Below are 14,944 nucleotides of genomic sequence, written 5' to 3'. Positions count from 1 at the left end.
CGGCTCCTACAGAGTCTGGGTCAGTTGTCGTAGCCCAGGTTCGGCGCCAGCCAGCGCTCGCTTACGGCCAGGTCCTGGCCCTTGCGCTCGGTGTAGCTCTGCACCTGGTCCTTGTCGACCTTGCCCACCGCAAAGTACTGCGCCTGCGGGTGGGCGAAGTACCAGCCGCTGACTGCAGCCGCCGGGAACATGGCGAAGTGTTCGGTGAGGAACACGCCACTGCGGCCGGCGCGGCCTTCGCTGGCCTCGGGGTCGAGCAGGGCGAACAGGGTGCTCTTCTCGGTGTGATCCGGGCAGGCCGGATAACCCGGGGCAGGGCGGATGCCGCTGTACTGCTCCTTGATCAGCGCCTCGTTGTCCAGCTGCTCGTCCTGGGCATAGCCCCAGTAGTCTTTACGCACCTGTTGGTGCAGCCATTCGGCGCAGGCTTCGGCCAGGCGATCGGCCAGGGCCTTGACCATGATCGAGTTGTAGTCGTCGCCGGCATCCTGGTAGGCCTTGGCCACTTCCTCGGCGCCGATCCCGGCGGTGGTGATGAAGCCGCCGACATAGTCAGTGATGCCGCTGTCCTTGGGCGCGACGAAGTCCGCCAGGGAAAAGTTCGGCTTGCCGTCGGTCTTGATGATCTGCTGGCGCAGGTGATGCAGGCGCGCCAGGGGCTGGCCGTCGTCGCCGTAGACTTCCAGGTCGTCGTCCTGCACCTGGTTGGCCGGCCAGAAGCCGAATACCGCCCGGGCGCTGATCAGTTTTTCATTGATCAGCTTGTCGAGCATCTCCCGGGCGTCCTTATACAGGGCGGTGGCGGCTTCACCGACCACTTCGTCTTCGAGGATGCGCGGGTACTTGCCGGCCAGGTCCCAGGAGATGAAGAACGGCGTCCAGTCGATGTACTCGGCCAGCACCTTGAGGTCGATGTTGTCCAGCACCCGGGCGCCGGTGAAGGTTGGCTTGACTGGCTGGTAGTTGGCCCAGTCGAACTGTGGCTTCTTGGCGATGGCTGCGGCGTAGCTCAGGCGCTCGGTACGGGCGCTGCGGTTGGCGGTACGCTCGCGCACCTCCACGTACTCCTCCCGGGTCTTCTCGACGAAGCCAGCCTTGAGCTCCTTGGACAGCAACTGGGTGGCCACGCCCACGGCGCGGGAGGCGTCGGTGACGTAGACCACCGCGTCATTGCTGTACTTGGGCTCGATCTTCACCGCGGTGTGGGCCTTGGAGGTGGTGGCGCCACCGATCATCAGCGGCAGGTGGAAATCCTGGCGCTGCATCTCGCGGGCGACGTGGACCATCTCGTCCAGGGACGGAGTGATCAGCCCGGACAGGCCGATGATGTCGCACTTCTGCTCCTTGGCCACCTGGAGGATCTTCTCCGCCGGCACCATCACCCCGAGGTCGACGATGTCGTAGCCGTTGCAGCCCAGGACTACGCCGACGATGTTCTTGCCGATGTCGTGCACGTCGCCTTTTACCGTGGCCATGAGGATCTTGCCCTTGGCCTCCGGCTTGTCGCCTTTCTCCAGTTCGATGAACGGAATCAGGTGGGCTACTGCCTGTTTCATCACCCGGGCGGACTTCACCACCTGGGGCAGGAACATCTTGCCGGCGCCAAACAGGTCGCCGACCACGTTCATGCCGGACATCAGCGGGCCTTCGATCACTTCGATCGGGCGGCTGAAACTCAGGCGCGACTCTTCGGTGTCTTCGACGATATGGCTGGTGATGCCCTTGACCAGGGCGTGCTCCAGGCGCTTGTTGACGTCCCAGCTGCGCCATTCCTCGGTTTCCGCTTCCTTGACGCTGCCATCGCCCTTGAACTGGTCGGCGATGGCCAGCAGCGCGTCGGTGCCGTTTGGCGTGCGGTTGAGCACCACGTCTTCCACCGCATCGCGCAGCTGCTGTGGGATCTGGTCGTAGATCTCCAACTGGCCGGCGTTGACGATGCCCATGGTCAGGCCGTTGCGGATCGCGTACAGCAGGAACACCGAGTGGATCGCCTCACGCACCGGGTTGTTGCCGCGGAACGAGAACGACACGTTGGACACGCCGCCGGAGCTCAGGGCATAGGGCAGTTCGTCGCGGATGTAGGCGCAGGCGTTGATGAAGTCCACCGCGTAGTTGTTGTGCTCCTCGATGCCGGTGGCCACGGCGAAGATGTTCGGGTCGAAGATGATGTCTTCCGGCGGGAAGCCCACTTCATTGACCAGAATGTCGTAGGAGCGCTTGCAGATTTCCTTCTTGCGCGCCTCGGTGTCGGCCTGGCCGACCTCGTCGAAGGCCATCACCACAACGGCGGCGCCGTAGCGCTTGCACAACTTGGCGTGGTGAATGAACTGCTCGACGCCTTCTTTCATGCTGATGGAGTTGACGATGCCCTTGCCCTGGATGCACTTGAGGCCGGCTTCGATCACTTCCCACTTGGAGGAGTCGATCATGATCGGTACGCGGGAAATGTCCGGCTCGCCGGCGATCAGATTGAGGAAGGTGACCATGGCCTTCTTCGAATCCAGCATCCCTTCGTCCATGTTGATGTCGATCACCTGGGCGCCGGCTTCCACCTGCTGCAGGGCGACTTCCAGGGCCTCGGTGTAGTTGTCCTCGCGGATCAGCCGGGCGAACTTGGCCGAACCGGTGATGTTGGTGCGCTCACCAACGTTCACGAACAGCGAGTTGCGATCGATGGTGAAGGGCTCCAGGCCCGACAGGCGGCAGGCCTTGGGAATGTCCGGGATCTGTCGCGGGGCATAACCGGCCACGGCTTTGGCGATGGCGGCAATGTGCCCCGGGGTGGTGCCGCAGCAGCCGCCGACGATATTCAGGAAGCCGCTCTGGGCGAACTCCTCGATGACCTTGGCGGTTTGCTCCGGCAGTTCGTCGTATTCGCCGAATTCGTTGGGCAGGCCGGCGTTGGGGTGCGCCGAGACGTGGGTGCTGGCCTTGTTCGACAGCTCTTCCAGGTACGGACGCAGCTCGCTGGCGCCCAGGGCGCAGTTCAGGCCCACCGAGATCGGCTTGGCGTGGGCCACGGAGTTCCAGAAGGCCTCGGTGGTCTGGCCCGACAGGGTACGGCCGGAGGCATCGGTGATGGTCCCGGAAATCATGATCGGCAGCTCGACGCCCAACTCCTCGAACACGCCCTGCACGGCGAAGATCGCCGCCTTGGCGTTCAAGGTGTCGAAGATGGTCTCGATCAGGATCAGGTCGGCGCCGCCTTCGATCAGGCCCTTGGTGGACTCGGTGTAGTTCTCCACCAGTTCATCGAAGGTGACGTTGCGGTAGCCGGGGTTGTTGACGTCGGGCGACAGCGAGCAGGTACGGCTGGTCGGGCCCAGGACGCCGGCGACGAAGCGCGGCTTGTCCGGGTTCTCCTGGGTCTTGGCGTCGGCCACCTTGCGGGCCAGGCGTGCGCCCTCTACGTTTAATTCGTAGGCCAGTTCTTCCATGCCGTAATCGGCCATGGAAATGCGCGTGGCGTTGAAGGTGTTGGTTTCCAGGATGTCGGCGCCGGCATCCAGATAGGCTTTTTCGATGCCACCGATCACGTCCGGACGGGTGATCACCAGCAGGTCGTTGTTGCCCTTGACGTCGCTGGGCCAGTCGGCGAAACGCTTGCCACGGTAGTCCTGTTCTTCGAGCTTGTAGCTCTGGATCATGGTGCCCATGCCGCCATCGAGAATCAGAATGCGCTCTTTGAGGGCTTGCTGGAGAGCGTGGAGGCGAGCACTGCGATCAGACATGAGAACTACCTGGTAGGGCCATAACGAAGGGCGTGGATCATAGCAAACCTGCATGGATTTGCGGCATGTACGGGTTTTACATGAATATCGCTCATGTTGGTCGTGGGGCGAGATCGGTAGAATTGCGGCGTTTTTTCTTTCGGGACCAGGGACATGCCGTTTCGTTTTATCGTCAGCAGCGCGCTGCTGCTTCTCAGTTCAGTGTGCATGGCCCAAGGTCCGGCTCCGGCGATTTCCTACACCCGCGACATCCAGCCGATCTTCACCGAGAAGTGCGTGGCCTGTCATGCCTGCTACGACTCCGCCTGTCAGCTCAACCTGGGCAGCGGCGAAGGGGCCGGTCGCGGTGCTTCGAAGATTCCGGTGTACGACGGCGAGCGGAGTCAGGCGCAGGCGCCTACCCGGCTGTTCTATGACGCCAGCGGCAAGGCGGCCTGGCAGCGCCATGGTTTTTTTTCGGTGCTCGACGCCCAGGGCAGCCAGGCCGCACTGATGGCGCGCATGCTCGAACTCGGTCATCGCACCCCGCTGCAGCCTAATGCCAAGTTGCCCAGCGAGATCGTCCTGGGCCTGAGCCGGGAGAACATGTGCCCGCAGCCGGCGGAGTTCGACGCCTATGCCGGTGCGCACCCGAAAGAGGGCATGCCCCTGGCGGTCACCGGTCTCACCGAGCAGCAATACCAGACCCTGCAACGCTGGTTGGCCTCCGGTGCGCCCATCGACGAGCAGGGCCTGGCCCCCAGTGCCCGGGAAAGCCTGCAAGTGGCCCAGTGGGAGAACCTGCTCAACGCCCCTGGCGCTCGGGAAAGCCTGGTGGCGCGCTGGCTCTACGAACACTGGTTCCTGGCCCATGTCTATTTCGAAGGCGGCGAGCCGGGGCACTTCTTCCAGTGGGTGCGCTCGCGGACCCCCAGCGGCCAGCCCATTGACCTGATCAACACCCGTCGCCCCAACGACGACCCGGGCACCCAGGTGTATTACCGCCTGTGGCCGGTGCAAGGGGTGATCGTGCACAAGACCCACATCACCTACCCGCTGAGCGCGGCGAAGATGGCCCGGGTCAAGACCCTGTTCTACAGCGGCGACTGGCAGGTCAGCGCCTTGCCGGGCTACGGACCAGGGCGCCGGGCCAACCCGTTTGAAACCTTCGAAGCGATTCCGGCCAAGGCCCGCTACCAGTTCATGCTCGATAACGCCGAATACTTCGTGCGCACCTTCATTCGTGGTCCGGTGTGCCGCGGGCAGATCGCCACCGATGTGATCCGCGACAACTTCTGGGCGCTGTTCCAGGCCCCGGAACACGATCTGTACATCACCGATCCGGCCTATCGCGGCCAAGCCACGCCGCTGTTGGCCATGCCCGGGCAAAACGACGATGTCGGCAGCGTGCTCAGCCTGTGGCTGTCCTATCGCGACAAGCGCAACGAGTACGAAGCCCTGCGCCGCGACTTCTATGCCGATTCTCCGGCCCCCAGCTGGTCGACCCTGTGGGCCGGCAACGACAACGCGCTGCTGAGCATCTTCCGCCACTTCGACAGTGCTTCGGTGAGCAAGGGCCTGATCGGCGAGGTGCCGCAGACGATGTGGCTGTTCGATTACCCGCTGCTGGAGCGCACCTATTATCAGCTGGCGGTGAATTTTGACGTGTTCGGCAACGTCTCCCACCAGGCCCAGACCCGGTTGTACTTCGACCTGATCCGCAACGGTGCCGAGCAGAACTTCCTGCGCCTGATGCCCGCTGGCAGCCGTGAGGATTTCCTCGACGATTGGTACCAGAACAGCGGCAAGTTCAAGATGTGGCTGGATTACGAGTCCATCGACGACGACAAGCGCAGCGCCCTGAAACTGGACCCCAAGGACCCTAAGAAAGACTTCGCCCATCAGTTGCTGGCCCGCTATGGCGAGCTCAACGCCAAGCCGGACCCAATCAATCGCTGTGACAGTGCCTATTGCTCGCGGCCCAATATCGACCCGGCGTTGCAGGATGCCGATCAGGCCCTGAGCCGCCTGGCGTCGCGTCCGGCAGCGGGACTCAAGGTCATCGAGCAGTTGCCGGAAGCCACCTTGCTGCGGGTCCAGGCCCCGAGCGGCAAGCGCGAGTTCTACAGCATGCTGCGCAATCGCGCCCACAGTAACGTGGCCTTCATGCTGGGCGAGTCGCTACGCTACCAGCCGGGCCTGGACACCCTGACCATTTTTCCGGGCATTCTCAGCAGTTATCCGAACTTCATGTTCAACGTTCCAAGCGAGCAGGTGCCGGCATTTGTCCAGGCCATGCAAGCGGCCAGGGACGCCGCCGGCTTCGAGAAGATCGTCGATCGCTGGGGGATTCGCCGCAGTCATCCGCAGTTCTGGCAGTACTTCCACGACCAGACCCGTTATCTGCAGGAAGTCGACCCGGTCGAGGCCGGAGTCATGGACATGAACCGTTACGAAAACCTCTGATACAGGGCCGCTATCTGTCCTCGGGACGCCCGCTGGCGGGCCCCGGGGAAGCCCTATACCAAGGTCTATCCCGACAAAAATACTAGGACTTTGTCAGCGGCGTCGATTGGCGTAAACTGCGCCCACGTCTGCGAGGAACCACCATGAGCGCCATAACCATTACCGACGCCGCCCACGATTATCTGGCTGATCTGCTATCCAAGCAGAACACCCCGGGGATTGGCATCCGCATCTTCATTACCCAGCCAGGGACTCAGTACGCCGAGACCTGCATCGCCTATTGCAAGCCGGGCGAAGAGAAACCCGAAGACAAGGCCCTTGGCCTGAAGAGCTTCACCGCCTACATCGACGCCTTCAGCGAAGGTTTCCTCGATGATGCGGTGGTCGACTACGCCACCGACCGCATGGGCGGCCAGCTGACCATCAAGGCGCCCAACGCCAAGGTGCCGATGGTCAATGCCGACAGTCCGGTCAACGAACGCATCAACTACTACCTGCAAACCGAGATCAACCCGGGGCTGGCCAGCCACGGCGGTCAGGTCAGCCTGATCGACGTCGTTGACGACGGCATCGCCGTGCTGCAATTCGGTGGCGGTTGCCAGGGTTGCGGCCAGGCCGACGTGACCTTGAAGGAAGGTATCGAGCGCACCCTGCTCGAGCGCATCCCCGAGCTTAAGGGCGTGCGCGACGTCACCGACCACACGCAGAAAGAAAACGCCTACTACTAAGGCGTTCGCTGCGAACAAAAAACGGCGCCCCGTGAGCGCCGTTTTTTTATGCCCACAAACCAGCGCCTCCCGAAATAAGCCTCCGTAGGAGCCGGCTTGCCGGCGAAAGGGCCCTTGAGCCTTGCGCCAATGCCGAGATTGCCTCCACTGGCAAGCCAGCTCCTACAAGGCGTCCAGCGCGCCAACATAGGGGGTTCAACCACGTAGGAGCTGGCTTGCCGGCGAATGGGCCCTCAAGCCTTGCACGATGCCAAGACCGCCTTCGCTGGCAAGCCAGCCCCTACATAGGGTGTGTGTCAGGGGCGATAGAGGTGCGCGTGCCCGGCGCGGTACAGCGATGATTCGCTGAACGCGTCCGTGGCCAGCACCCGGCCCACCAGGATCAGCGCCGTGCGCCGGAAACCCTTGGCCGCGACTTTATCGGCAATGTCCGCCAGGGTGCCCAGGACCCAGTCCTGGTCCGGCCAGGTGGCTCGGTGTACCACGGCAATCGGGCAGTCGGCGCCGTAGTGCGGCAGCAGCTCTGTGACTATCTTCTCCAGGTGGTTGACCCCCAGGTGAATCGCCATGGTGGCGCCGTGGGCCGCGAGGCTAGCGAATTCTTCACCGGCCGGCATGGCGGTCTTGTCCGCATAGCGGGTCAGGATCACGCTCTGGGACACATCCGGCAGGGTCAATTCGGCTCCCAGCAGGGCGGCACAGGCGGCGGTGGCGGTGACGCCAGGGATGATCTCGAAGGGAATACCCAGCTCCCGCAGGCAGCGAATCTGCTCGCCAATGGCGCCATACAGGCTCGGATCGCCGGAATGTACCCGGGCTACATCCTGACCCTGGTCGTGCGCGTGCTTGATCGCCTCGATGATCTGTTCCAGATGCAGCTCGGCGCTGTTGATCACTCGTATCGCGCTGTGGCCTTCGAGGACAGCCTCGGGCACCAGGGAACCGGCGTAGATGATCACCGGGCAGCGATGGATCAGGCGCTGGCCCTTGACCGTGATCAGTTCCGGATCGCCGGGACCGGCACCGATGAAATAGACAGTCATGGCTGTCTCCTGTGAAAAAGGGGCTGGAGCCAGCTTCAAATGAAGATTGCTCATGATCAAGGCGGCGGATTATCGAGGATTTTACCGGCAAGCGGCCATTGCCAGGGTGGCCTGGGCGAATTTCTGACGAGGGATCAGCAGTTTGGCCGGGCCGGGATGCAGCTGTTCAGCCATGGCCAGGGCGGCACTTTCGGCAACGCCGTAGCAGCCGGTGCGTTCAAAGGCGATCTGTGAACGGTGGCTCAGGCGCAAAGCATAAGGCGCCAACTGCGTGCTGCTGAAACAGGTCAGCGGCAATGCCAGTTGTTCGGCCAACTCCAGCAGTCCGGGCTCAGCCCGTTTCAGGTCGATGCTCGCCAGGGCGAAAACCTGCTGCGTATCGATGCGATGGGCTTCCAGCACCTGATCCAGCAGCGCGCGCAGCGTGGTCGCCGGGCAGCCTTTCTGGCAGCCCAGGCCGACCACCAGGGTCGACGCTGCGCGCACCTCGATCATGCCGAGTACGGATCCGTGTTCTTGCGCCGGAACAGCCAGGCGCTGATCAGCCCGAGGGCCAGCCAGAAGGCGGCGTTGGTCAACTGTGAAGCGATTTTGAACTGGGTCTCCAGTGCTTGCGGGGCCAGCATCGAATGCACTTCCGGTTGTGGTGCGCCGATCACGTGAGGCACGGCGATGATGGCGGCGCCCAGCAGTTTCAGCAGCCAGTTGCCAGCGAACACGATCAGGGCAAGGCCCACGGCGGTGGAAGCGGCAGCGCCGATCCACCAGACCTGGCGCTGCACCAGATCGGCGGCAGCGGTGCCCGGCAACTCCGGCGGCAGGCCCAGGGTCGGCGCCAGGCAGAAAGTCGCATAACCGGCCAAGCCCCAGAGCAGGCCCTGGGAAGTGCGGCTGGGCGCCCGCAGGGTATAGAGTCCGGCCAGCATCAGGGCGAAGCCGACGGCCACCACCAGGTTGCCACCGGTGGTGGACAGCACCCGCTGCCAGCCATCTTCCGGTTCCCAGGCTTCGGCGTCGTGGCTGTGGCCGGCCATGGCGCCTGCGGCGTGTTCATGAGCCTCCACGGCCGGGGCCTGTTCATAGGTTTCCGCCTGCAGAATCAGCGGGGCCACCCAGAAGCTCTGCAGCAGGGTCAGCAGCAAGGCCGCCAGCAACCCGCTGAAGCCTGCGGTTTGTGCAATACGCTTGATCATGTCGGCAGGTCTCAGTGGCAAGGGAAAGCAGCGCTGTGACGAGTATCGTGGGCAGCGTTGTGCACCGCTTCGATATGGGAGAAACCGGCGAAATACACCAGGCAGGCGCCCAGCAGCGAAGCGCCGATGGCGGCCACCAGGCGCTGGCTCAGGGTGGAGGTGCTGCTGGCGGAGTGGCTGGTGCTGCTGATGATCGACATGGCGCTTCCCTTTGGAGTGTCGGCGGGGGAGGAGCGCAGGAAAACCCCGCGTGAGGAGCACGCAGGGTTTGCAACAGCGCCCGCCCACCGCGGGTTTGTTATGTGTGTGTTGCGGGCCGGTCTCCGGGCTTGCGAGGGGCAGGGCATGTGTCATGCCGTGCCGACAAGTGTCGCCTTCCCATGCCTTGGCACAGTGGATCTGACACTTCGCTCGCTTACCGTTGCGGGGGCAGCACCGGACTGGTCACGACTTTTTAGTAAAGCACGTGATTCACCGGTTTCCCGTTTCACCCTGTGAAGGGCACCCGTAACAAGGCGCGTAGCAAATCATGGGCGGGGTAACGTCGTCAATTGCGGATGCCGGTGTATTGCCGATTGACCGTCCCCCGCGCTCTGCGTAGCCTTGCGCCTTCGAGGTTCTTCGGCCAGCGGTCGAAGCTAAGAAGGGAACGCGGTCGATGCCGCGGCTGCCCCCGCAACTGTGAAGGGTTTCATTTCTGCAAGGCCACTGCATTGGCGTTCGTAACGCCTGCGGGAAGGCGCAGAAACCGCCAGTCCAATGACTGGCAAGCCCCCAGCCAGGAGACCTGCCTCGATCCCAGATTCTCACTACAACCGGGCGGGGTGATCCGGTGGCGAAATCTCCGCGCGCCTCTGCGCTGCGGCTCTCGTCCCGTATGCCCGCCACCTTTGCCAAGGGGCATCCGATGAAAACACTGGCCAAACTTCCCGTCACCATCGTCACCGGCTTCCTTGGCTCGGGTAAGACCACCTTGCTCCGGCACATGCTGGACAACGCCCAGGGCCGGCGCATCGCGGTGATCGTCAACGAGTTCGGCGAGCTGGGCATCGACGGCGAGATCCTCAAGCAATGCTCCATCGGTTGCACCGAAGAAGAGGCCAGTGGCCGGGTCTATGAGCTGGCCAACGGCTGCCTGTGCTGCACCGTGCAGGAAGAGTTCTTCCCGGTGATGCGCGAACTGGTGGCGCGCCGTGGCGACCTGGACCACATCCTTATCGAAACCTCCGGCCTGGCCTTGCCCAAGCCCCTGGTCCAGGCCTTCCAGTGGCCGGAAATCCGCAGCGCCTGCACCGTCGACGCGGTGATCACCGTGGTCGACAGCCCGGCCGTGGCCGCTGGCACCTTTGCCGCGTTCCCCGATCAAGTGGACGCCCAGCGCAAGCTCGACCCCAACCTGGACCACGAATCGCCGCTGCACGAGCTGTTCGCCGACCAGCTGTCCAGCGCCGACCTGGTGATCCTCAACAAGACCGACCTGATCAACCCCGAAGACCTGGCCAAGGTGCGCCTGGAAGTGGCCGAAGAGCTGCCGCCGGCGGTCAAGGTCATCGAAGCCAGCAGCGGCCGCCTGCCCCTGGACGTATTGCTGGGCCTGGGTGCCGGCTCCGAGGAACACATCGACGGTCGCCACAGCCACCACGATCACCACCACGACGGTGACGACGACCACGACGATCACGATCACGACGCCTTCGACTCCATCTCCATCGAACTGCCCCAGGCCGACGAAAGCCTGCTGCTGGACGCCCTGACCCAGCTGGTGGTCAAGCACGGCATCCTGCGGGTCAAGGGCTTTGCCGCGATCCCCAACAAGCCGATGCGTTTGCTGATCCAGGGCGTGGGCACGCGCTTCGACAAGCACTTCGACCGCAAGTGGGGCGCTGACGAAGCCCGGACCACGCGCCTGGTGCTGATCGGCCAGGAACTGGACGCCGCCCAACTCGAAGCGCAACTGCGCGCCGCCCTCAGCGTGTAAGCCATGCACCTGCTCAGGACCCAGCCCGGCGGTTTCGTGTCGGATGACAACATTGCCGACCTTGGACAAACCCCCGCCGAGCTGGTGATCCTGTGCAGCGGCGACTCCAGCCTGGCGCTGCTGGCGGATGCCGCCGAGCAGTTGCCCGAGGATTACCCCAGCTTTCGCCTGGCCAACCCGATGCAGGTGCAGAACCACGCTTCGGTGGATCTGTATGTGGATCAGGTGCTGCGCCACGCCAAGGTGATCCTGATTTCTCTGCACGGCGGCATCGGCTACTGGCGCTACGGCGTCGAGCGGCTGGTGGAGCTGTCCCAGCGCGGGGTGCAGCTGATTCTGGTGCCGGGGGACGATCGCCCCGACCCGGAGCTCAGCGACCTGAGCACCGTGGGCCCCGTCGAGCGCGATCGCCTGTGGCAGTTCCTGCGCCAGGGCGGGCGCGACAACGCGCTGAATTTCTACCGCTGCCTGGCCAGCGGCCTGCTGGGGCGCGACTACCCCTGGAGCGAGCCGCAGACCCTGCCACGCACGGCGATTTACCACCCGCACAAGAGCCAGGCCACTCTCAGCGACTGGCAGGCCGATTGGCAGCAAGGGCAAGCAGTGGCGGCGCTGTTGTTCTACCGCTCCCACCTGCAGGCGGCCAACACCGGCTTTATCGACCTGTTCTGCCAGCGCTTGCAGGCGGCGGGGCTCAACCCCTTGCCGATCGCCGTGGCCAGCCTCAAGGAGCCCGGCTGCCTGAGCCAGGTGGAAGAGTGGCTGGAGGCAACCGCGGCCGGGGTGATCCTCAACACCACCGGCTTTGCCCAGTCCAGCCCCGAAGCCCCGCACCTGCGGCCGTTCCAGCGCAACATTCCGGTGATCCAGGCCATCTGCGCCCAGGACAACGAGCCCGGCTGGCGCGACAGCGAGCAAGGCCTGGGACCGCGGGACCTGGCCATGCACATCGCCTTGCCGGAACTGGACGGGCGCATCATCAGCCGGCCCATCAGCTTCAAGGACCTGGCCTGGCGCAGCGAGCGCAGCCAGTCGGACGTGGTCTGCTATCGCGGTCAGCCCGAGCGCATGGACTTTGTTGCCGAACTGGCCCGGCGCTGGGTCGAGCTGGGGCGCCTGGACAACGGCCACAAGCGCATCGCCCTGGTGCTGGCCAACTACCCGACCCGCGACGGGCGCATCGGCAACGGCGTCGGCCTGGACACTCCGGCTGCGGCGCTGAACATCCTCAAGGCCCTGCACGCCGAAGGCTACCCGCTGCCGGCCGAGTTGCCCGCCAGTGGCAGCGAGCTGATCCGGCAACTGCTGGGCGGGGTCAGCAATGACCTGGACAGCCTCGACCAACGCCCGTGTCAGCAAAGCCTGGCCCTGGACGACTACGCGCTGATGTTCCAGGCCCTGCCCGCCGCCAACCGCGAGGCGGTGCTGCAGCGCTGGGGCGCACCGCAGCAAGACCCGATGTTCCGCGACGGGCGGATGATGATCGCCGGCCTGCGCTTTGGCCTGACCTTTGTCGGCATCCAGCCGGCCCGGGGTTATCAGGTGGACCCCAGCGCGGTCTACCACGACCCGGACCTGGTGCCGCCCCACGGCTACCTGGCGTTCTACTTCTGGCTGCGCCAGACCTACGGCGCCCATGCGCTGATCCACGTCGGCAAGCACGGCAACCTGGAATGGCTGCCGGGCAAGGGTGTCGGCCTCTCGGAGAACTGCTGGCCGGATGCGTTGCTGGGGCCGCTGCCGAACATCTACCCGTTCATCGTCAACGACCCGGGGGAGGGCGCCCAGGCCAAGCGCCGCACCCAGGCGGTGATCATCGACCACCTGATGCCGCCCCTGACCCGTGCCGAAACCTACGGCCCGCTGCGTAACCTGGAGCTGCTGGCGGACGAGTACTACGAAGCCCAGCTGCTGGACCCACGTCGCGCTCGGGAGCTGCAACGGGACATCCTGCAACTGGTGCGCGAGACCCACATCGACCGTGAGTTGCAACTGGGCGAACAGCTGGACAGCGACGCCGACGCGGCGATCTGGCTGCCGCGCCTGGACACTTACCTGTGCGACCTCAAGGAATCGCAGATCCGCGATGGCCTGCACGTGTTCGGCGAATCCCCCGACGGCCGACTGCGCATCGACACCCTGCTGGCCCTGCTGCGCATTCCCCGGGGCGATGGCAAGGGCGCTCATGCCAGTCTGCTGCGGGCCTTGGCCAAGGCTTTCGACCTGGGCTTCGATCCGCTGGACTGCGCCCTGGCCGAACCCTGGACCGGGCGCCGCCCGCAGCCGTTGCGACAGCTCAGCGATGCCTTGTGGCGCACGGCGGGCGATGTGCGCGAACGCCTGGAGCTATACGCCGCAGCATTGATCGAAGCCGCGCTCCAGGGCCCGGTGGCGCAGTTGGATGAGCCGGGCTGGGAGCCGGTACGGGTCATCATCGACGCCTTGCGCGAAGTGGTCGCGCCGCGCCTGGACGCATGCGGCCCGGCGGAAATGCGTGGCCTGCTGGACGCCTTGAACGGGCGTTTCGTCCCCGCCGGACCCAGCGGCGCGCCCAGCCGCGGGCGTCTGGACGTGCTGCCCACCGGGCGCAACTTCTATTCGGTGGACGTGCGCAACCTGCCCACCACCACCGCCTGGCGCATCGGTTTCCAGTCGGCGAACCTGATTCTCGAACGCCACCTGCAGGACCACGGCGATCACCTGTTGCAACTGGGCCTGTCGGTCTGGGGCACGGCCACCATGCGCACCGGCGGCGACGACATTGCCCAGGCCATGGCCCTGATGGGCGTGCGCCCGGTGTGGGCCACCGGCAGCCAGCGGGTGGACGATTTCGAGATCCTGCCCCTGAGCCTGCTGGACCGGCCGCGGGTCGACGTGACCCTGCGGGTGTCCGGGTTCTTCCGCGACGCCTTCGCCAACCTGATCCGCCTGTTCGACGCAGCGGTGCAAGCGGTGGCGGCCCTCGATGAGCCTGAGGACATGAACCCCCTGGCGGCCAGGGTTCGCGCCGAGCGCGAGGCCTTGATCGCCTCCGGCCTGGAGCAGGACGCGGCCGCGCGTCAGGCCGGCTGGCGGATCTTCGGCGCCAAGCCCGGGGCCTATGGCGCCGGGGTCCAGGGTGCCATCGACGGTCGCCTGTGGCAGAGCCGCGAGGACCTGGCCGAGGTCTACCTGAACTGGGGCGGCTATGCCTATGGCGGCAACGACGAAGGCACCGCCGCCCGCGAGCAGTTCGCCACCCGCCTGAGCCAGGTGCAGGCGGTGTTGCAGAACCAGGACAACCGCGAGCACGACCTGCTGGATTCCAACGACTACTACCAGTTCCAGGGTGGCATGTTGGCCGCGGTGGAAAGCCTCAGCGGGGCCAAGGCTGCCAGCTACCACGGCGACCACAGCCAGCCGGACCTGCCGAAGATCCGCACCCTCAAGGAGGAACTGAACCGGGTGATCCGCTCCCGGGCGGCCAATCCGAAGTGGATCGAAGGGGTCAAGCGCCATGGCTACAAGGGCGCCTTTGAAATGGCCGCGACCCTGGACAACCTGTTCGCCTTCGACGCCACCACCGAGCTGATCGACGATCACCAGTACGCCTTGCTGGCAGACGCCTACCTGCTGGACGACTCGACCCGCGAGTTCGTCCGCCAGCATAATCCCCACGCCCTGCGCGACATGACCGAGCGCCTGCTGGAAGCCCAGCAGCGCGGCCTGTGGCAAGAGCCCGGCGATTATCGTGAAGCCCTGGAGCACCTGTTGCTGGATATTGAAGAAGACAGCTGAGCCTGTAGCCGCTGCCGCAGGCTGCGAACGCCGACGACGTCGACGTCAC

General features: G+C 64.7%; 9 protein-coding genes and 2 riboswitches. Of the genes, 4 read left to right on the top strand and 5 right to left on the bottom strand.

From position 1 onward, the window contains the following. Positions 1-20 precede the first annotated feature (20 nt). Positions 21-3,731: a methionine synthase gene (metH, locus tag WIN67_RS18975; protein ID WP_102864878.1), complete on the bottom strand. Its 3,711-nt coding sequence runs from the start codon at positions 3,729-3,731 to the stop codon at positions 21-23. Between the two features lie 153 nt (positions 3,732-3,884). Between metH and WIN67_RS18970 the strand changes: the two genes are divergently transcribed. Then, a complete protein-coding gene (locus WIN67_RS18970; RefSeq protein ID WP_339069859.1) occupies positions 3,885-6,176 on the top strand; it encodes a fatty acid cis/trans isomerase in 2,292 nt (763 codons plus the stop codon). Between the two features lie 143 nt (positions 6,177-6,319). Beyond that, positions 6,320-6,904, top strand: a complete 585-nt coding sequence (nfuA, locus tag WIN67_RS18965) for a Fe-S biogenesis protein NfuA (protein WP_102864880.1) — start codon at positions 6,320-6,322, stop codon at positions 6,902-6,904. A gap of 296 nt (positions 6,905-7,200) precedes the next feature. Here the strand turns inward: nfuA and cobM are convergent, their stop codons facing one another. From cobM to WIN67_RS18945, 4 genes are all read right to left on the bottom strand, one after another. After that, complete coding sequence (gene cobM, locus WIN67_RS18960; protein WP_102864881.1) at positions 7,201-7,947, bottom strand: precorrin-4 C(11)-methyltransferase; 747 nt, start codon at positions 7,945-7,947, stop codon at positions 7,201-7,203. A gap of 81 nt (positions 7,948-8,028) precedes the next feature. Then, positions 8,029-8,442 (bottom strand): cobalamin biosynthesis protein, encoded by a 414-nt coding sequence (locus tag WIN67_RS18955; protein WP_102881552.1) that lies wholly within the window; start codon positions 8,440-8,442, stop codon positions 8,029-8,031. Next, a complete protein-coding gene (locus WIN67_RS18950; RefSeq protein ID WP_102881551.1) occupies positions 8,439-9,140 on the bottom strand; it encodes a CbtA family protein in 702 nt (233 codons plus the stop codon). Before WIN67_RS18950 ends, WIN67_RS18955 begins: the two co-directional genes overlap by 4 nt. A gap of 11 nt (positions 9,141-9,151) precedes the next feature. After that, entirely contained in the window at positions 9,152-9,340 is a 189-nt protein-coding gene (locus WIN67_RS18945) for a CbtB domain-containing protein (protein WP_060839964.1), read from the bottom strand. Positions 9,341-9,437: 97 nt separating this feature from the next. Further along, positions 9,438-9,664, bottom strand: a riboswitch (cobalamin riboswitch). Between the two features lie 73 nt (positions 9,665-9,737). After that, a riboswitch (cobalamin riboswitch) is annotated at positions 9,738-9,949 on the top strand. Between the two features lie 98 nt (positions 9,950-10,047). On the opposite strand from WIN67_RS18945, the gene cobW reads away from it, so the two are divergent. Together cobW and cobN are read left to right on the top strand one after the other, a co-directional pair. Continuing rightward, positions 10,048-11,118, top strand: coding sequence for a cobalamin biosynthesis protein CobW (gene cobW, locus WIN67_RS18940; protein WP_102881550.1), 1,071 nt, complete (start codon positions 10,048-10,050; stop codon positions 11,116-11,118). Positions 11,119-11,121: 3 nt separating this feature from the next. Further along, a complete protein-coding gene (gene cobN, locus WIN67_RS18935; protein WP_110596694.1) occupies positions 11,122-14,895 on the top strand; it encodes a cobaltochelatase subunit CobN in 3,774 nt (1,257 codons plus the stop codon). The last annotated feature ends 49 nt before the right edge of the window (positions 14,896-14,944 follow it).

This window comes from Pseudomonas idahonensis (assembly GCF_037903935.1).
Classification (GTDB): domain Bacteria; phylum Pseudomonadota; class Gammaproteobacteria; order Pseudomonadales; family Pseudomonadaceae; genus Aquipseudomonas; species Aquipseudomonas danubii.
This window is presented reverse-complemented; position numbering and strand designations above follow the sequence as displayed.

Excerpts from the sequence above, each read along its gene's own strand:
- metH (WP_102864878.1), bottom strand. The coding sequence starts at position 3,731 with ATGTCTGATCGCAGTGCTCGCCTCCACGCTCTCCAGCAAGCCCTCAAA.
- WIN67_RS18970 (WP_339069859.1), top strand. The coding sequence starts at position 3,885 with ATGCCGTTTCGTTTTATCGTCAGCAGCGCGCTGCTGCTTCTCAGTTCA.
- nfuA (WP_102864880.1), top strand. The coding sequence starts at position 6,320 with ATGAGCGCCATAACCATTACCGACGCCGCCCACGATTATCTGGCTGAT.
- cobM (WP_102864881.1), bottom strand. The coding sequence starts at position 7,947 with ATGACTGTCTATTTCATCGGTGCCGGTCCCGGCGATCCGGAACTGATC.
- WIN67_RS18955 (WP_102881552.1), bottom strand. The coding sequence starts at position 8,442 with ATGATCGAGGTGCGCGCAGCGTCGACCCTGGTGGTCGGCCTGGGCTGC.
- WIN67_RS18950 (WP_102881551.1), bottom strand. The coding sequence starts at position 9,140 with ATGATCAAGCGTATTGCACAAACCGCAGGCTTCAGCGGGTTGCTGGCG.
- WIN67_RS18945 (WP_060839964.1), bottom strand. The coding sequence starts at position 9,340 with ATGTCGATCATCAGCAGCACCAGCCACTCCGCCAGCAGCACCTCCACC.
- cobW (WP_102881550.1), top strand. The coding sequence starts at position 10,048 with ATGAAAACACTGGCCAAACTTCCCGTCACCATCGTCACCGGCTTCCTT.
- cobN (WP_110596694.1), top strand. The coding sequence starts at position 11,122 with ATGCACCTGCTCAGGACCCAGCCCGGCGGTTTCGTGTCGGATGACAAC.